This is a genomic window from Caulobacter sp. Root343 (assembly GCF_001425745.1).
Taxonomy (GTDB): Bacteria; Pseudomonadota; Alphaproteobacteria; order Caulobacterales; family Caulobacteraceae; genus Caulobacter.
Map to the genome: position 1 here is coordinate 928,370 of NZ_LMDF01000007.1, position 17,789 is coordinate 946,158.

The 17,789-nt window shown below is 68.6% G+C and carries 14 protein-coding genes and 1 pseudogene; 9 read left to right on the forward strand and 6 right to left on the reverse strand.

What is annotated here, in order from left to right; translation table 11 throughout:
- Positions 1–148: 148 nt before the first annotated feature.
- The 3 genes from ASC70_RS16800 (at position 149) to alr (ending at position 3,686) form a co-directional block, all read left to right on the forward strand.
- Positions 149–1,666, forward strand: coding sequence for a replicative DNA helicase (locus ASC70_RS16800; protein ID WP_056052089.1), 1,518 nt, complete (start codon positions 149–151; stop codon positions 1,664–1,666).
- Positions 1,667–1,874: 208 nt separating this feature from the next.
- Complete coding sequence (locus tag ASC70_RS16805; protein WP_047405113.1) at positions 1,875–2,561, forward strand: MarC family protein; 687 nt, start codon at positions 1,875–1,877, stop codon at positions 2,559–2,561.
- 39 nt (positions 2,562–2,600) lie between these two features.
- Positions 2,601–3,686, forward strand: coding sequence for an alanine racemase (gene alr, locus ASC70_RS16810; protein ID WP_056052092.1), 1,086 nt, complete (start codon positions 2,601–2,603; stop codon positions 3,684–3,686).
- Positions 3,687–3,697: 11 nt separating this feature from the next.
- Here the strand turns inward: alr and ASC70_RS16815 are convergent, their stop codons facing one another.
- Positions 3,698–4,312: a hypothetical protein gene (locus tag ASC70_RS16815; RefSeq protein ID WP_156396240.1), complete on the reverse strand. Its 615-nt coding sequence runs from the start codon at positions 4,310–4,312 to the stop codon at positions 3,698–3,700.
- Positions 4,313–4,432: 120 nt separating this feature from the next.
- On the opposite strand from ASC70_RS16815, the gene radA reads away from it, so the two are divergent.
- From radA to ASC70_RS16845, 6 genes and pseudogenes are all read left to right on the forward strand, one after another.
- Positions 4,433–5,815 (forward strand): DNA repair protein RadA, encoded by a 1,383-nt coding sequence (gene radA / locus ASC70_RS16820; protein WP_047405109.1) that lies wholly within the window; start codon positions 4,433–4,435, stop codon positions 5,813–5,815.
- Positions 5,812–6,429, forward strand: a complete 618-nt coding sequence (locus ASC70_RS16825; protein ID WP_056052096.1) for a CvpA family protein — start codon at positions 5,812–5,814, stop codon at positions 6,427–6,429. The genes radA and ASC70_RS16825 overlap by 4 nt, the downstream gene beginning before the upstream one ends.
- The gene (gene purF, locus ASC70_RS16830) at positions 6,426–7,928 is read left to right on the forward strand and encodes an amidophosphoribosyltransferase (RefSeq protein ID WP_056052099.1); all 1,503 of its coding nucleotides are present in this window, start codon (positions 6,426–6,428) and stop codon (positions 7,926–7,928) included. The genes ASC70_RS16825 and purF overlap by 4 nt, the downstream gene beginning before the upstream one ends.
- A 30-nt stretch (positions 7,929–7,958) precedes the next feature.
- Positions 7,959–8,971, forward strand: a pseudogene (locus ASC70_RS16835) (bile acid:sodium symporter family protein); the annotation flags it as partial.
- Positions 8,972–9,020: 49 nt separating this feature from the next.
- Complete coding sequence (locus tag ASC70_RS16840) at positions 9,021–9,776, forward strand: SDR family NAD(P)-dependent oxidoreductase (RefSeq protein ID WP_056052106.1); 756 nt, start codon at positions 9,021–9,023, stop codon at positions 9,774–9,776.
- A gap of 200 nt (positions 9,777–9,976) precedes the next feature.
- Complete coding sequence (locus ASC70_RS16845; RefSeq protein ID WP_056052107.1) at positions 9,977–11,485, forward strand: PAS domain-containing methyl-accepting chemotaxis protein; 1,509 nt, start codon at positions 9,977–9,979, stop codon at positions 11,483–11,485.
- Here ASC70_RS16845 and ASC70_RS16850 read toward each other — a convergent pair.
- The 5 genes from ASC70_RS16850 to panB all read right to left on the reverse strand — a co-directional run bounded on the left by ASC70_RS16850 (position 11,482) and on the right by panB (position 17,764).
- A complete protein-coding gene (locus ASC70_RS16850; RefSeq protein WP_056052109.1) occupies positions 11,482–12,609 on the reverse strand; it encodes a serine hydrolase in 1,128 nt (375 codons plus the stop codon). The two genes, ASC70_RS16845 and ASC70_RS16850, sit on opposite strands and share 4 nt — an antisense overlap.
- Positions 12,610–12,697: 88 nt before the next feature.
- A complete protein-coding gene (der, locus tag ASC70_RS16855; RefSeq protein WP_056052113.1) occupies positions 12,698–14,473 on the reverse strand; it encodes a ribosome biogenesis GTPase Der in 1,776 nt (591 codons plus the stop codon).
- 119 nt (positions 14,474–14,592) lie between these two features.
- Positions 14,593–16,023 carry a PQQ-like beta-propeller repeat protein gene (locus ASC70_RS16860; protein WP_056052116.1) on the reverse strand — a complete coding sequence of 477 codons (1,431 nt, stop codon included), beginning with the start codon at positions 16,021–16,023 and terminating at the stop codon, positions 14,593–14,595.
- Positions 16,020–16,784, reverse strand: a complete 765-nt coding sequence (locus ASC70_RS16865; RefSeq protein ID WP_056052119.1) for a tetratricopeptide repeat protein — start codon at positions 16,782–16,784, stop codon at positions 16,020–16,022. The genes ASC70_RS16860 and ASC70_RS16865 overlap by 4 nt, the downstream gene beginning before the upstream one ends.
- A gap of 152 nt (positions 16,785–16,936) precedes the next feature.
- Entirely contained in the window at positions 16,937–17,764 is an 828-nt protein-coding gene (panB, locus tag ASC70_RS16870; RefSeq protein ID WP_056052122.1) for a 3-methyl-2-oxobutanoate hydroxymethyltransferase, read from the reverse strand.
- Positions 17,765–17,789 lie beyond the last annotated feature (25 nt).

Genomic DNA, 17,789 nt, shown 5'->3' on the forward strand with positions numbered 1-17,789 from the left:
CTTAGCGCCTCACGTCAGAAACGGACGCCCTCTTGAGCCCGTGCGCTTGCACTTTCGGAGCCTCAGAACATACACAGAATATCCCCGTTCATCTGAGTCGCCGGGCCAAGTCGCCCGCGCGTCGAAAGGCTCGTCGCGTTAACTTCCGATGATGTCCCTCGTCCCCGCGCTCGATCTGCGCCCACCGCATGAAGAACCCACGATCAACGTGGCCCCGCACAACATGGAGGCCGAGCAGGCGCTGCTGGGCGTCCTGCTTTACGACAACGCGGCCTACGAACGCCTGACCGACAGCCTGCAGGCGCGCTGCTTCTACGAGCCGTTCCACCAGCGCCTGTTCCAGGCGATCGAAACCCACGTCCGCAAGGGCCAGCTGGCCGAGCCGATCCTGCTGGCCGACGAATTCAAGAAGGACCCCGCGTTCGAGGAGCTGGGCGGCCTGCGCTACCTGGCCGACCTCGTCGATCGCGCCCCGCCCGCGGCCAACGCCGGCGACTACGCCCGGGTGATCTTCGACCTCTCCCTGCGCCGTGAGCTGATCCGCATCGGCGGCGACATCGCCGTGGCCGCCCAAGGCGCGGCCGAGGAAAAGCGCACCGCTCGCGACCAGATCGAAGCGGCCGAGCAGCAGCTCTACAGCCTGGCCGAAAGCGGCGCGGCTTCGTCGGGCTTCGTGTCGTTCGGCGACGCCCTGCGCGGCGCGGTCGAGATGACCGCCGAAGCCTACAGCCGCGACGGCGGCATGTCGGGCGTCTCCACCGACCTGATGGACCTGGACCAGAAGATCGGCGGCCTGCACCCATCCGACTTGATCGTCCTGGCCGGCCGCCCGTCGATGGGCAAGACCGCGCTGGCGACCAATATCGCGTTCAACATCGCCAAAAAGTACGCCTACGAGATCCAGCCCGACGGCACCAAGAAGACCGTCCAAGGCGGCGTCGTGGCCTTCTACTCACTGGAAATGAGCGCCGAACAGCTGGCCCTGCGTATGCTGGCCGACGCCTCCGGCGTGTCGGGCGACCGGCTCCGCAAGGGCGAGATCGACGCCTCCGAGTTCGGCCGGGTCCGCGACGCGGCCATGGAGCTGCAGGAAGCGCCGCTCTATATCGACGCCACCGGCGGTATCTCGATCGCCAAGCTGACCGCCCGCGCCCGCCGCCTGAAGCGCCAGGTCGGCCTGGACCTGGTGGTCGTCGACTACCTGCAGCTGGTCACCGGTTCCGACCTCGGTTCGAACGCCAACCGCGTGCAGGAAGTCAGCCAGATCACCATGGGCCTCAAGGCCCTGGCCAAGGAGCTGGGCTGTCCGGTCATCGCCCTGTCGCAGCTGTCGCGTCAGGTCGAGCAGCGCGACGACAAGCGGCCCCAGCTCTCCGACCTTCGCGAATCCGGTTCGATCGAACAGGACGCCGACATGGTCTGGTTCGTGTACCGCGAGGCCTACTATGTCGGCCGCGCCGAGCCGCGCGAGGGCACGCCCGAACACCTGACCTGGCAGGAAGACATGGACCGCCTGCAGGGCCTGGCCGAGGTGATCATCGCCAAGCAGCGTCACGGTCCGATCGGCACGGTGCGCCTGTCGTTCAACAGCGACACCACCCGCTTCGGCAACCTGGCCCGCGACCACTATTTCGCCCAGGCGCGGAACATTCCGTCGGACGAGTAGCCGTTCTTCGATCCGACCTCCCCGGCGAAAGCCGGGGCCCAGATCGAACCCTGGGCGCCAGCTGATGCCGTAGGCGCGAACACGCCAGCGTTCGGGATGAATCTGGGTCCCGGCTTTCGCCGGGAAGGTCGGACTATTTGAAGGGCATTTGACGTCGCCCTCTGGAGCAGGCGAGTTTGCCGCCTCGCCTCCAGCCCCGACGAGTCGCATGGACTTCAGCCCCCTGCCCACCTCCAGCCTGATCGGCGCCTTCCTGCTGGCGTTTCCGGCCTTGTTCTCGATCGTCAACCCGGTCGGGGCCTCGCTGATCTTCCACCAGGCGATGGGCGGACGCGCGCGCGCCGAGCGGCTGAAGCTGGCCCGGGCGATCGGCTTCTACGCCTTCCTGGTGCTGCTGGGCTCGCTGCTGCTGGGCGGCTACATCCTGAACTTCTTCGGCGTCAGCCTGGGCGCCCTGCGGGTCGCCGGCGGCCTGGTCGTGGCGATCCGCGCCTGGGGCCTGTTGATGGACCCGCAGGAGAACGAGGATCGCAAGACCAGCCAGACCGAACCGGCCCAGACCCACGAGGATGTGGCCTTCTTCCCGCTGACCATGCCGTTTACCACCGGTCCCGGCTCGATCTCGGTGGCCATCGCCCTCTCGTCGCAGCGCCCCGCCGAAGGCGCCGCCGTGGCGCCGTTCTTCATCGGTGCGAGCCTGGCCGCGGCCCTGGTCGCGATCATGGTCTGGCTGCTCTACAGCGCCTCGGGCCAGGTCATGCGGCTGCTGGGTCCGTCCGGCGCGCGGGTGCTATCGCGCCTGGTCGCCTTCCTGCTGCTTTGCATCGGCGTGCAGATCATCGCGTCGGGAGCCGAGAACCTGGTCGGGCGGTTCCTGGCGACCCATCACGGTTAAACCGTTGAACCCCAAGCCCGCCTCGGCTAGGCCCAGGCCGTGACCGACCTCAACGACGCCCGCATCACCATCGACTTCGACGCCCTGGCCAGCAACTTCGCCGCCCTGCGCGCCCGCGCCGGCGGCGCTGAGCTGGCGCCGGCCGTGAAGGCCGATGGTTACGGCCTGGGCGCGGCGGAAATCGCCGACCGCCTGTGGTCCGAAGGCGCGCGGAGCTTCTACGTCGCGCGTCTCGCCGAGGGCGTGGCCCTTCGCCAGGCCTTGGGCGACCGCGACGCCGCCATCTACGTCCTGGACGGCGCCACGCCGGGATCGGGCGACACCTTGCAAGGCGCCGACCTCACGCCGGTGCTCAACAGCCTGCCGCAGATCGAGGCCTGGAACGCCCAGGCCCGCTCCGGCCGGTTGAAGGCGGCGCTGCACGTCGACACCGGCATAAACCGCCTGGGCCTGCGCCCCGAGGAGGTGAAGGTGCTGGTCGGGGCGACCGATCGCCTGAAGCGCCTGGACCTCGATCTAATCATCAGTCACCTGGCCTGCGCCGACGAGCCCGCCCATCCGCTGAATGCGCGCCAGCTGGAGCGCTTCGGAGAGGTTGTCGCCCTCCTCCCGCACGCGCGCCGCAGCCTGGCCAATTCGGCGGGCCTGTTCCTGGGCGAGGCCTACCGTTTCGACCAGGCCCGGCCAGGGATCAGCCTCTATGGCGGCGGACCCGAGGGTGTCCCGCATCCCGAGATCCGAGCCGTGGCCACGGTGGAAGCGCCGATCCTGCAGGTGCGCGTGGTGCCGCGCGGCGAAAGCGTCGGCTATGGCGCGCGTTGGACGGCGCCGGACACCACGCGCGTGGCTATTGTCGCGGCCGGCTATGCCGACGGCGTGTTGCGGGCCAGCCATCCCAATGGCCAGGTGTGGTTCGACGGCGCGCGTCGTCGGCTGCTGGGGCGCGTCTCGATGGACGTTATCGCGGTCGAGGTCACCGACTGCGACGCCGCCCGCCCGGGAGCCAGGGTCGAGCTGTTCGGCCCGAACCTGCCGATCGACGAGGCCGCCAACGCCGCCGGCACCTCGGCTTACGAGCTGCTGACCCGTGTCACCCCGCGCGCCCACCGCGTGGTGGTCGGCTAGAGCCTGTCGCGTTAGCCGGCCAGCGCCCGCAGCCGCGCGGCGTTGACCGTCTCGACGGCCGCCTTCAGCACGTCCACCGTATCGGCCGAACCCTCGGCGGAGATCGCGAAACGATCGGCCGCCACGATGCTGTAGCGACCCGACTTCGACGCCGTATCCCATTCCTCGGTGACCATGCGCCCAGCGGCCGTGGCGATCTTTTCGTAGCCGGTCGCGGTGCGCCGCACGCTCGAAGCGCCTTGGGCGTCCGCATCGGCGCTGACGGCGCCGATCGCGCCCAGGTCGGTGATTTCGAGGACGAAGGCCGAGGTTCCCTTCACATAGCGCGCCCGGGCCTTGGCCATGGCCGGCTCGGGACCCAGGTCCGTGGAGACATCGCCGCGAGCGTAGCCGCCGACGCTGGCCGGCAGCAGATCCTTCAGACTGGCCGGGGCCAGGGCGCGGGTTCCCTTCTGGGCCGCCTTCTCGGCGCGCTCGGAGTCCTTTTCGAGCTGGCGAAGGTCGACCGGCTTGCCATTGACCTCGATCGGGCCGGACGAGTGTTGCTCGCCTTGTCGCCCGCAGCCGACGAGGACCGCCGCGACGGCGACCGCCACACCCCAACGCCACGCCCCGCTCCCGGCCATCAGCTCGCATCCTCCATCGCCCACTACCCTAACGCGTATTGCCTGCCTTGGCTGCGTCCGGCTTTGGCGCAGCGCCCCGCCAAGGAGTAATCTCCACCCATTCGAGAATCAGGAGCCCTCATGGCCCGCGACGGCGCCGTCTACGCCTGCCAGTCCTGCGGCGCGGTCCAGACCAAGTGGTCCGGCCAGTGTCCCGCCTGCCAAAGCTGGAACACCCTGGTCGAGGAGGTCGGGGCCAAGCCGCCCGGCGCCTTGTCGACGACGAAATCCACCCGCCTGCGCGGCCTGCAGTTCACCGGCCTGGAGAGCGAGACCGCTCCACCGCCGCGCATCCTGACCGGCGTCGACGAATTCGACCGCGTCTGCGGCGGCGGCGTCGTCCCCGGCTCGGCCATCCTGATCGGCGGCGACCCCGGCGTCGGCAAGTCCACCCTGCTGCTGCAAGTCTGCGCCAGCGCGGCCCTGCGCGGGGTCTCGTGCGCCTATATCTCAGGCGAGGAAGCCGTCGCGCAGATCCGCGGGCGCGCCGAGCGCATGGGCTTGGCCAAGGCCAATGTCAGCCTGGCGGCCGAGACGGCGCTGCGCGACATCCTGGACGGGCTGAAGCGGGACAATTTCGACCTCGTGGTCATCGACTCGATCCAGACCATGTGGAGCGACGCCCACGAGGCCGGACCCGGCACGGTCACCCAGGTTCGCGCCTGCGCCACCGAGCTGGTGCGCCTGGCCAAGAAGAAGGGCGTGGCGATCCTGCTGGTCGGCCACGTCACCAAGGACGGCCAGATCGCCGGCCCGCGCGTGGTCGAGCACCTGGTCGACGCGGTGCTCAGCTTCGAGGGCGAGCGCGGCTATCCGTTCCGCATCCTGCGCGGCGCCAAGAACCGCTTCGGGGCCACCGACGAGATCGGCGTCTTCGAGATGGGCGACGTCGGCCTGCGTGAGGTCAAGAACCCCTCGGCCCTGTTCCTCAATGAAGGCGGCGAGCGATCGGCCGGCGCCGCGGTGTTCGCCGGCATCGAAGGCTCGCGACCCGTCCTGGTGGAGTTCCAGGCCCTGGTCGCCCCCTCCGCGTACGGAACGCCGCGCCGCGCGGTGGTCGGATGGGACTCTGGGCGTCTCGCCATGGTCCTGGCGGTGCTCGAAGCCCGATGCGGCCTTGGTTTTGGCGACAAGGACGTCTATCTGAACGTCGCCGGCGGCCTGCGCATCACGGAACCGGCGGCGGATCTCGCGGCGGCGGCGGCCCTGGCCTCCTCCGCCCTGGACGTCGCCCTGCCCCAGGATTGCGTCGTATTCGGCGAGGTCAGCCTGTCGGGCGAAGTGCGGCCCGTCAGCCGGATGGAGACGCGTTTGAAGGAAGCCGCGAAACTGGGATTTGGCCGCGCGCTCGGACCGCTCTCCGGCCTTCCCGAAGGCGGCGGCGCCCTGCCCGTGGCTGGGGTCGCGCGCTTGACAGACGCCGTCCGCCGGATCGGCGACGAGATCTGGAGCAATCTGACGTGACGCCGTTCGACATCATAGCCGGCCTGCTGCTGCTGGTGTCCGGCGTCACCGGCTGGGTGCGCGGCGCCTCGCGCGAGCTGACCTCGGCCCTATCGTTCATCTTCGCCGCCGCGATCGCCCTGTTCGGTCTGCGGATCAGCGGGCCCGTTTTCCGCAAGCTGATGGACCCCGACTGGGCCGCCACCGGCGCGGCGGTGCTGGTGGTGTTCGTCGTCTTCTTCCTGATTTTCCGCCTGATCGGCGGCCGCCTGACCGCCAGCCTGCACGAGACCTCGGCCGGGACGCTGGACCGCGGGGTCGGCGCGACCTTCGGCCTGGTCCGCGCCTGCGTGATCCTGGGCGTCTTCAACCTGCTGCTGCACCTGGCGACGCCGCCGGACCGCATGCCGCACTGGGTCGAGGACTCGCTGTTCTACCCGGTGTCCGAAGCCAGCGGCAAAGTGCTGAAGGTCTTCGCGCCCAAGGGCAAGGCGCTGGCCGGCAAGCTGGCGCCCGCGATCAAGGACGCCGTTCACGAGGGCGGCGACAATACGTCCGGCGAGAAGTCGACCGGAAAAGGCTATGATGATAACCAGCGTCGACAGCTCGACGACCTGGTGGAGAAATCGCGATGACCTTCCTGGGCCAGTCGACCGACCGCTATTCGTCCACGTCCTGGCGTGACCCGGAGGACGATACGCTTCGCCTGGAATGCGGGGTATTCGGGGTGTTCGGCGTGCGCGACGCCGCCGCCATCGCGGCCCTGGGCCTGCACGCCCTGCAGCATCGCGGGCAAGAGGCCTGCGGCATCGCCGCGTTCGACGGCGGCCGCTTCCACACCGAACGCCACATGGGCCACGTTGGCGACGCCTTCACCGGCCCGGACCTGGTGCAGCGCCTGCCCGGCAACATGGCCATCGGCCATACCCGCTATTCGACGGCCGGCGGCAGCGGCATCCGCAACGTCCAGCCGATGTTCGCCGATCTCGAGACCGGCGGCGTGGCCATCGCCCACAACGGCAACCTGACCAACTTCCTGACCCTGCGCGAACGCCTGGTCCAGGAAGGCGCGATCTTCCAGTCGACCTCGGACAGCGAGGTGATCCTTCACCTGATCGCCCGCTCGCGGAAGGCCAAGATCGTCGACCGCTTCATCGACGCGGTCGGCCAGATCGAGGGCGGCTACGCTCTGGTGGCGATCACCAACAAGAAGATGATCGGCCTGCGCGACCCGCTGGGCATCCGCCCGCTGGTGCTTGGCGACCTGGACGGCAAGCCTGTCCTGGCTTCCGAAACCTGCGCGCTGGACATGATCGGCGCCCGCTTCGTACGTGACATCGAGCACGGCGAGATGGTGGTGATCGAGGAGACCGGCGTCACCTCGACCAAGCCGTTCCAGACCAAGGCCGCCCGGCCCTGCGTGTTCGAATATGTCTATTTCGCCCGTCCCGACAGCGTCGTGAACGGCCGTTCGGTCTATGGCGTTCGCAAGCGGATGGGCCGCAACCTGGCCAAGGAGACCGGCGTCGAGGCCGACGTCGTGGTGCCGGTGCCCGACAGCGGCGTGCCGGCCGCGCTCGGCTTCGCCCAGGAGAGCGGCATCCCGTTCGAGATGGGCATCATCCGCAATCACTATGTCGGCCGCACCTTCATCCAGCCGACCCAAGGCGTGCGCGAACTGGGCGTGCGCATGAAGCACAGCCCCAACCGCGCCATCCTGGCCGGCAAGCGCGTCGTGCTGATCGACGACTCGATCGTGCGCGGCACCACCTCGCTGAAGATCGTCCGCATGGTCAGGGAGGCCGGCGCCAAGGAGGTCCACCTCCGCTCGGCCAGCCCGCCCATCAAGTGGCCCGACTTCTATGGCATCGACATGCCCGAGCGCGAGCAGCTGCTGGCGGCCAACAAGTCGCTGGAAGAGATGGCCAAGTTCCTGGAGGTCGACAGCCTGGGCTTCCTGTCGGTCGAGGGCCTGTACGACGCCCTGGAGGCCGGTCCCCGCGACCCGGCCGCCCCGCAGTTCACCGACCACTACTTCACCGGCGACTATCCGACCCGCCTGACGGACCGCGAGATCGCCGAGGGCCGCAACGAAACCAACGACAAGCAGCTTTCGCTGCTGGTCAGCGCGTGACATACCCCTCGTCCCCCAAGGCCTAGATCAAGGGCCGGCGGGACGAGGATTTGTCCATGGGTTTCAAAAGCCTGCTCGATAAGCTGAAACTCGAGCCTTTCGTCATCGCCCTGTTCGGCATGGTCGTGCTGGCCTCGATCCTGCCCGTGCGCGGTGAGGCGGCCGTCGATCTCAAGCTCGTGGTCAAGCTGGCCATCGCCCTGCTGTTCTTCCTGCACGGGGCCAAGCTGTCGCGCGAGGCCGTGGTCGCCGGGATCACCCACTGGCGGCTGCATCTGTTGATCCTGGCCTTCACCTTCGTGATGTTCCCGGTCCTGGGCCTGATCGCCAGCAAGCTGGGGATCCTGTCCTCGACCCTGGCGGCGGGCATGCTGTTCCTGTGCTGCCTGCCCTCGACCGTGCAGTCCTCGATCGCCTTCACCTCGATCGCCCGGGGCAATGTCGCCGCCGCCGTCTGCGCGGCCTCGGCCTCGAACCTGTTCGGGATTTTCATCACCCCGGTCCTGGTCGGCCTGCTGATGCACACTCAAGGCGGTGCCGCCGGCGGCTGGAAGTCGGTGCAGGACATCATCATCCAGCTGCTGCTGCCGTTCGTGGTCGGCCAACTGGCGCGACCGCTGGTCAGCAAGTGGGTCGAGAAGCACAAGGCGCTGGTCGGCTATGTCGATCGGGGCTCGATCCTGCTGGTGGTCTACGCCGCCTTCAGCGAGGCCGTCGTGGGCGGGATCTGGCACAAGGTTTCGGTGCTGGAGATGGTCGTGCTGCTGGTCGCCTGCTGCGTCCTGCTGGCCGTCGTCCTGGCCGCCACCACCTACGGCTCGCGCGCCCTCGGCTTCTCGAAGGAAGACGAGATCACCATCATGTTCTGCGGCTCCAAGAAGAGCCTGGCCACCGGCGTGCCGATGGCGGGCATCCTGTTTCCCGGGCCGACGGCGGGGATCATCGTCCTGCCATTGATGATCTTCCACCAGATCCAGCTGATGGCCTGCTCGGTCATCGCCCAGCACTATGCGGGGCGGCCAAGGGAGATCGCGGGAGCTTAAGGGCTCCCCCCGGTTTCCGTTTCACCTTCCCTGCTCTAGAACCCGCGCCATGACTTCCGACTCCCCAAAGCCGCTGGCCGGCCGCATCGCCCTCGTCACCGGCGCCACGCGCGGCATCGGCGAAGCGGTCGCCCTGGGCCTGGCCAAGGCCGGCGCCCACGTGATCGCCACGGGCCGCACCCAGGGCGCGCTCGAGGCCTTGGACGACGCGATCCTGCAAGCCGCCGGCGAGCGCGCCACCCTGGTGCCGCTGGACCTGCGCGAGCCCGACGGCCTGGACCATCTGGGCGCGGCGATCCATCAGCGCTGGGGCAAGCTGGACATCCTGATCGGCGCGGCCGGCCTGCTGGGCCCCCTCACCCCGGTCAGCCACCTGGAGCCCAAGGGCTGGGACATGATCCTGTCCACCAACCTGACGGCCAACTGGCGGCTGATCCGCGCCATGGATCCGCTGCTGCGCGCTTCGGACGCCGGCCGGGCTCTGTTCTTCACCAGCAGCGTCGCCAAGACCCGCCCGGCCTTCTGGGGGGCCTATGCGGCCACCAAGGCAGCGCTGGAGGCGCTCGTCGACGTCTATGCCGACGAGATGGAGAACACCGCCGTCCGCGCCTTTTGCATCGATCCCGGCGCGATGCGCACGCGCATGCGCTCGGGCGCCTTCCCGGGTGAGGATCCCAAGACCGTGCCCGCGCCGGAGACCATCGTCCCGTTCGTCGTCGACCTGGTCCGTCCCGATCGCGAGCCGCCCAAGGGCGTGGCCCGCTTCAAGGATCGCGGCCAGGAATCACCCAGCGTCGACGCCTAGAGGCGATCCGGGCTTCCCTCTGAAATCACTGTGAAAAACAGCCGCCAGGGTTGTTTGTCCGCAAGGAATGCCACCCTGAATCCTCGCGATCGCCGCTTAGCGACCCGGATTGGGTGAACAACATTCACGGTTAGTAACCAATTAACCCTGATCCCCGACAGCTTTGTGTCGACTTTCACACGGAGCGGGGGCTCATTCTCATGGCGCTGTTTTCCTTCGGCCGCGAAGACGCCGCCGCCTCGGCCAAGATCACCGACCTGGAAGGCGTCGTCGCGGCCATCCAGCGCTCCCAGGCGGTCATCGAGTTCAGCCTCGACGGGACGATCCTCACCGCCAACGAGAACTTCCTGCGGGCCCTGGGCTATAGCCTCTCGGAAATCCAGGGGCGCAAGCACAGCATGTTCGTCGAAAGCGGCGAGATCGACTCGCCCGCCTATCGCGAGTTCTGGCGCGCGCTGAACGCGGGCCAGTTCGTGGCCGACAAGTTCAAGCGCATCGGCAAGGGCGGCAAGGAGGTCTGGATCCAGGCGTCCTACAACCCGGTCCTCGACAAGCACGGGCGTCCGTTCAAGGTCATCAAGTTCGCCGCCGACATCACGGCGATGGAAACCGAGCGCCACGCCGCCGACGCCGAGCGCGAAGAGGTTCGGCAGGAACAGGATCACGTCGTCTCGGTCCTGGCCCAGAGCCTGGGCCGCCTGGCGCGCGGCGACCTCACCGCCCGCATCGAGGAGCGGTTCGACGGCCGCTACACCCAGCTGAAGGAAGACTTCAACGCCGCCATCGACAGCCTGAAGGACGCCATGGGCGCGATCGCCGAGGCGGCCAACGGCATGGAGAGCGGCGCCAACGAGATCGCCAGCGCCTCCAACGACCTGTCCAAGCGCACCGAGCAGCAGGCCGCCAGCCTGGAAGAGACCGCCGCCGCCCTCGACGAGATCACCGCCACGGTCCGCCGCAGCGCCGAGGGCGCCAAGCAGGCCTCGGCCGCCGCCTCGACCGCCAGCACGGACGCCGACCGTTCGGGCGAGGTGGTCCGCGAGGCCGTCGCCGCCATGGGCGAGATCGAAAAGTCCTCGGGCCAGATCACCCAGATCATCGGCGTGATCGACGAAATCGCCTTCCAGACCAACCTGTTGGCCCTGAACGCCGGGGTCGAGGCCGCCCGCGCCGGCGACGCCGGCCGAGGCTTCGCGGTCGTCGCCCAGGAGGTCCGGGCCCTGGCCCAGCGTTCGGCCGATGCGGCCAAGGAGATCAAAGGCCTGATCGCCAACTCGACTGCCCAGGTCGAGCGCGGCGTGCGCCTGGTCGGCGACACCGGCCAAGCCTTGGAAGGCATCGTCGGCAAGGTCGGCGAGATCAACAGCTTGATCCGCGAGATCGCCGAGTCCTCGCAGGAACAGGCCACCGGCCTGAACCAGGTCAACGCCGCGGTAAACCAGATGGACCAAGTCACCCAGCAGAACGCCGCCATGGTCGAACAGGCCAACACCTCGTCGGCCTCGCTGCGCGGCGAGGCCCAGGACCTGGCCCGCCAGGTGGCGCGCTTCCAGACCGGCGCCACGCGTCGTCCCGAGCCGGCCCAACCCGCGCGCCATGCGCCGGCCCGCAATCCCGTAGCCGAGCAGCGTGCGCGCCTCCAGACCTTCGCCCGCCCGGGCGGGGCAGCCACGGCCGCCGCGCCGGCGACGGAGTGGGAGGAGTTCTAACGCTCCTGGGAGGGAGCCCTGACCTGCTTTAGCAGCAGGTTCGCCGTCGCCGTCGCCGAGCCGTCACCGGTCAAGGCGGCGGCCACGATCGCGCCGTCCTTGACCGAGTAGGCCACGACCGCGTTGGCGCCCGGCGCGCCGCCCAGATGACCCAGCCATAGCGACTTGGAGCCATCGGGGTCGGGAACCTCGATCGCCATCACGCCCAGGCCGTAGAAGCTGCCGCTGTCGAACATCGGGTAGAGCCTGGCGAACATCGTCGTGACGGTGTCCTGCTTCAACAACTTGCCGCCCAGCAGCGCCGCCCAGACCCGCGCCATGTCGCCGGCCGAACCCACGGCCGGCCCCGCGGCGCCGGCCCAGGCCGGCTGCATCGGCGCCTCCTTGGCCGAGACCAGCCTGGCCACGTCCTCGGCCCTGTCGCCTTCCGCCAGCATCCGCAGTGATTTCAGCCCCAGCGGCTTGACGATGCGGGCGTCGACCGCGTCCTGCCAGGAACGCCCGTCCACCGTCTCGATGACCTTGCCCAGCAAGGCGTAGCCGGTGTTCGAATAGCGCCAGCGCTCGCCCGGACACGAGAACGCCCCGTGACGAGCGATGATCTTCAAGTCCTCGTCCAGCGTATGGGCGCGATGCTCCGCCCGAGCTTTCAGGTCCTCGTTGGCGCTGAACAGGCCGCCGGTGTGGACCAGGAGATCGCGGATCGTCACCACGTCGCCGTTCGGGACCCCGGCGACATACTTGCTGATCGGATCTTCCAGCTTGAGCTTGTCGGCCTCGACCAGCTGCAAGACGACCACGGCGACCAGGGTCTTGCCCGCGCTGGCCCAGAACAGCAGCGGGGGCTGATCGCCGCTGTCGGTGCGCTCCCAGGCGCCCTTTCCGGGAACCAGGACGGCCGCGGTCAGGGCCGGCGCCTTGGTCGCCGTCTTGGCTTGCGCGAAGGCCGCCTCAAGCCGCGCGACCATCGCCGGATCGAGTGCGGCCTTGGGAATTTGGGCGAGAACCGGCGGCCCGACCGGCGCATGCAGCGGCGCGCCGGCATAGGTCACCGCGCTCTTGCAGACGACGGGCTTGTAGTCCTCGGCCCAGGCTTCGGCTGACGCCGCCAAGACGGGCAGCATCGCCAGCCCCAAGATCCATCCCCGCCCCATCGTCGCCTCCCGCGCTCAAGCTTCACTAGCCGAAACGCGCGAGGCGAAGATAAGGCGATCAGCGGCCCTTGGAACCGCCGGGACGGGTGTTGCCGCGCACGGTGCGCGAGCCGGCGGTGGGGCGCTTTGGTCCGGCCGCCTTGCCGCCAGCCGACTTGGCGCCGACCTTGTAGCTGGGCGTGGTCGAGACCTTCTTCTGGACCTTGGGGCCCAGTTTCTTGACCGACTTGACGGCGGCCTTGCCCGGTTCCGACACGGCGGCGCTCTCGACCGATGCGGCGGTCTTAGGCGCGACGTCCTTGGACGCGGCGGCCTTTTTCGGCCTGAGGGCCGGCTTGGTCGGATCGGGCAGGCCCGCCTCGGCCGCGGCCTTGGCGGCGGCCTCGTCGGCGATGCGCTTGGACTTCTTGACCGTGTTGCGCGAGGCGCGGATGCGCTCCTCCTCGCGCTCGCGGCGTTCGAACTCGCGCTTGCCCCGGCCGCTGTGGCCCTTGGCCTCGCCGTCGGCATAGGGGTTGGCGCCCGACTTGATGGTGATGCGCAGCGGCACCCCCGGCAGGTCGAAGCTCTCGCGCAGGCTGTTGATCAGATAGCGCCGATAGTGGTCGGGCATCTGGTCGGCGCGGCTGGAGAACAGCACGAAGGTCGGTGGGCGCGCCTTGGTCTGGGCCATGTACTTGGGCTTGACGCGGCGGCCGCTGACGGCGGGCGGCGGGTGCCGCTGCATGGCCATCTGCAGCCAGTCGTTCAGGTCGCGGGTCTTGACCTTGGTCGACCAGTCCTTGTGGATCTTCAGCACGGCCGGCATCAGCTTGTTGACGCCGCTGCCCGTCTCGCCCGACAGCGCCACCACCGGTGCGCCGCGCACCTGGGGCAGCATGCGCTCGGCGTGCTCGCGGAAGGCGGCCAAGGTCGCGGCCTGATCCTCGATCAGATCCCACTTGGCCAGCACGAACACCAGGGCCCGCCCTTCCCGCTCGGTCAGATCGGCGATCTGCAGATCCTGGATCTCGAACGGGTGGGTGGCGTCCATCACCAGCACCACGACCTCGGCGAAGGTGATGGCGCGGATGGTGTCCTGGGTGGAGAGCTTCTCCAGCTTCTCCTGGACCTTGGCCTTCTTGCGCAGGCCGGCGGTGTCGACCAGGCGGACCTTCTTGTCCCCCCAGATCCAGTCGACCGAGATGGAGTCGCGGGTGATGCCCGCCTCTGGGCCGGTCAGCAGGCGCTGCTCGCCGATCAGGCGGTTGATCAGGGTGGACTTGCCGGCGTTCGGACGGCCGACGATGGCCAGGCGGATCGGCTTGTCGTCGTCGTCTTCGTCGTCGGAGTATTGGTCCTCGGGCACGGCGGCCAGCATGGCGGCGTAGAGCTCGGCCATGCCTTCCCCGTGTTCGCCCGAGATCGGGATCGGCTCGCCCAGACCCAGCTTGTAGGCCTCGCCGATGCCCGACTGGCCCGCTTTGCCCTCGGCCTTGTTGGCGGCGATGATCACCGGCTTGCCGCGGCGACGCAGCAGGGCCGCGAACACCTCGTCCAGCGGGGTGACGCCTTCACGGGCGTCATAGATGAACAGCGAGAGATCAGCTTCCTCGATGGCCAGCTCGGTCTGGGCGCGCATCCGCGCTTCCAGGCTCTCGTCGGCGACGTCCTCGAAGCCGGCGGTGTCGATCAGGTGCAGGTCCAGGTCGCCCAGGCGGCCGTCGGCGTAGCGGCGGTCGCGGGTGACCCCCGGCTGGTCGTCGACGATGGCCAGCTTCTTGCCGGCCAGACGGTTGAACAGCGTGGACTTGCCCACATTCGGGCGGCCGACGATGGCGAGTTTCAAAGGCATAGGCGTCCAGTAGTCGATTTTAGCTCATCTCGCAAAAGCGAACGCCCGGGCCAGCTTTCGCGGACCCGGGCTTCAGAGCGTTTAAAGTTGTCTTTCGGGCCCCAAAAGGCCCGGTCGGTCTAGCGGATGGCGACCAGGTCGGCCTCGTCCGTGACCAGATAGATCATGTTGCCGACCGCGATCGGGTTCAGCAGGACGGGCGCGCCGATCTTCAGAGTCTTTTCCCTGGCGCCGGTCTTGGCGTTCAGGGCAACCGCCTCGCCGTCGCTGGAGGCCGTGATCAGGCGGCCGTTGGCCAGGATCGGGGTCGACCACAGGCGCGGATGCTTGGCGCGCTTCTTCTTCTGCTTCTTGCTGAGCTTGGCGCTGTCGTTCAGATCCTGGATCCAATAGACCGAGCCGGTTTCGCGGGCGACACAGATCACCTGGCCGGCCTTGTCGACCACATAGACGACGTCGCCGGCGGCCCACGGAGTGGTGATCGCGGTCACCGGCAGGCTCCAGCGGGCTTGGCCCGTGCGCAGGTCGGTGGCGGCGAACACGCCCGAGTGGCTGACGGCGAAGACGTCGCCCTTGTAGATCACCGGGCGGCCCGGAATGTCGCGGATCTCGGACAGGGCGTTGGTGCGGCTGGCGCGGCTGAGTGCTTCGCTCCACAGGTCGTTGCCGTTGGCGGCGCGCAGGGCCACCAGCTCGCCCGAGGCGAAGCCCGAGACCACGGTGTCGCCGCTGACGGCGGGCGTCGAGGCGGCCAGGATGCGGGCCGGCTCGCTGAGGGCCTGGTAGGTCCAGCCCGGCGTGCCGTTCTCGGCGTTGTAGGTCAGCAGCTCGTTGTCGGTCGACACGACGAACACGCGGCCGTCGGCGACCGTCGGGGCGCCGTGGATCGGGGTCGAGGTCTGCTGGGTCCAGCCGATCTCGCCGGTGGTGGCGTCGATCTGGGCCACGAAGCGGAAGCCCGAGGCGACATAGAGCTTGTTGTTCGGACCCAAGGCCACGCCGCCGCCAAAGCCGAGGCGGTCGTTCTTCTTGGGCATCAGGCCCAGGAAGCCACCCTTCTTGGTCGGGCCGGCGGCCGGACGCAGGTCCTTGCGCCAGATGGTCGAGCCGGTCTTGGCGTCCATCGCCACGACGTCGGCTTCGCCGTCCATCACATAGATGCGGTCGCCCGACGACACCGGCGGGGCGGTGACGTGGAACTTGCGGCCGCCCTTCTTGCCGAAGCCGCGCTTCCACGCGATCTCGAAGGCCTTGCCGGCGTCGACATGCTCGATCGACTGCTCGGGATTGCCGCCCGGCAGGCGCCAATCGGCCTGCGCGACCGGATCGGGCAGGAAGAAGTCGGCGCCCTTCAGCGATTCCGCGGCCTCGACCTTCTGATCGAAGGCGATGATCGAGATCCGCTGGCCCTGGCTGGCCGTGGACTTGTTCTTGTCCTTGCCGCCGAACGGATTGAGCTTGGAAACGGTCGAACAGCCGCTGACGGCCATGGTCGCCGACATCAGCGCGACCAGGGCGACGGAACGCTTGGAGATCATCAGGCGGCTCATTGTGCGGCGTTGGGGGCGGCGTTAGGCAGGGCGGTCGGCGGCAGCTGGCTCAGCGGCGGCGTCGCCGGCAGGCTGGCGGCCGCCTTCACGGCGGCGGCCAGGTTCTTGGCGGCGCCCGAGTCGATCAGTTGCATGGCCGCCTGGGCGCGCTGGCGCACCTCCTCGGACGTGCTGGTGTCCAGCGAGTTGGCCAGGATCACGAAGTCCGCCCGCGCGCCGGCCAGATCACCGGCCTGCAGCTTGGCGAACGCCAGCCCCTCCTTGGCGTACACGCGGTACGGACTCTTTTCCCCCGCCAAAGGCGTCAACCTCGTCTCGATGTCTTTGTACGAGGCGGTGTCCATCAGGGCGAAGGCGGATTTGAGGCGCGCCAGATCGCCCAGCAGCGGGCTCGGCGCGGCCTTGGCGGCTTCGTCGAAATAGGCGACGGCCTCCTTGGTCTTGCTCTCTTCGAGGCGGATATTGCCCATCTGAAGCAGGGCCAACGCCTTGTAGCCCTTGGCGCCGCCGTCAGCGATCGTCTTGAACTGGCCGAAGGCCTGGGACGGACTTTGCTTCTGCGCCGTTTCCAGCGCGGCCTGGTAGCCTTCCGAGGCCTTGTTGGCCTGGTTGGTCTGGTAGGAATTCCAGCCCCAATAGCCGCCGACGCCGATCACCACGGCCGCCGTCGCCGCCGCCACCCAGGGCAGCGACTTCACCACCAGGGTGCGATAGCGCTCCGACCGAAGCTGCTCTTCGACTTCGTCAAAAACATCGACCACGAAACGAAGCTCCGAAAGGGGCGGCGCCGCCCTTGGACGTCACACCCGTACTGGGCCGACGTCGCTGGTTTACGACAGATTGTGGCTAGCGGAGGGCCGCTCGCCGAGGCGGCGAACCTATAGCGTGCCGCGCCGCGTCGCAACGCGCCGTTTTAAGCCTTTTTGGCGTAGTAGGTCTCGGTCTCGCCCGGAAAGCTGCGATCTTTCACGTCACGCGCGTATTCGGCGGCGGCGCGTTCGATCTCGCCCTTCAGGTCGGCGTAGCGGCGGACGAATTTCGGGGTCCAGTCGAACAGGCCCAGCATGTCGTCGGTGACCAGCACCTGGCCGTCGCAGCCGGCCGAAGCGCCGATGCCGATGGTCGGGACCGAGACGGCTTCCGTGACCTCGCGGGCCAAGCTCTCGGCGACACCCTCGACGACGATCGCGAAGGCGCCGGCCTCGGCGGTCAGGCGCGCCTCCTTCAGCACCTTGGCGCGGCCGGCCTCGTCCTTGCCCTTGGCCTTGAAGCCGCCTTCCAGCAGCACGGCCTGCGGACGCAGGCCGACATGGCCCATGACCGGCACGCCGCGCCGGGTCAGGTAGGCGATGGTCTCGGGCACGGTCGGGCCGCTCTCGACCTTCACGGCCTGGGCGCCCGTCTCCTTCATGATCCGCACCGCGTTTGCATAGGCTTCCTCGTGCGAGGCCTCGTACGAGCCGAACGGCATGTCGACGACGACCATGGCCTTCTTCGAGCCACGCATGACCGCCTGACCGTGCAGGATCATCATCTCCATGGTCACGCCCACGGTGTTGGGCAGGCCGTGAACCACCATGCCCACCGAATCCCCGACCAGCAGCAGGTCGCAGGCGTCGTCCAGGGCGGCGGCGACCGGCGCGGTGTAGGCGGTCAGGCAGACGATCGGCACGCCGCCCTTGCGGGCGGTGATGTCCGGGGCGGCTAGACGGCGGACCGTCTCTTCACGATGAGCGGACAGGGCGAGCCCTCCCTACGGCGTACTT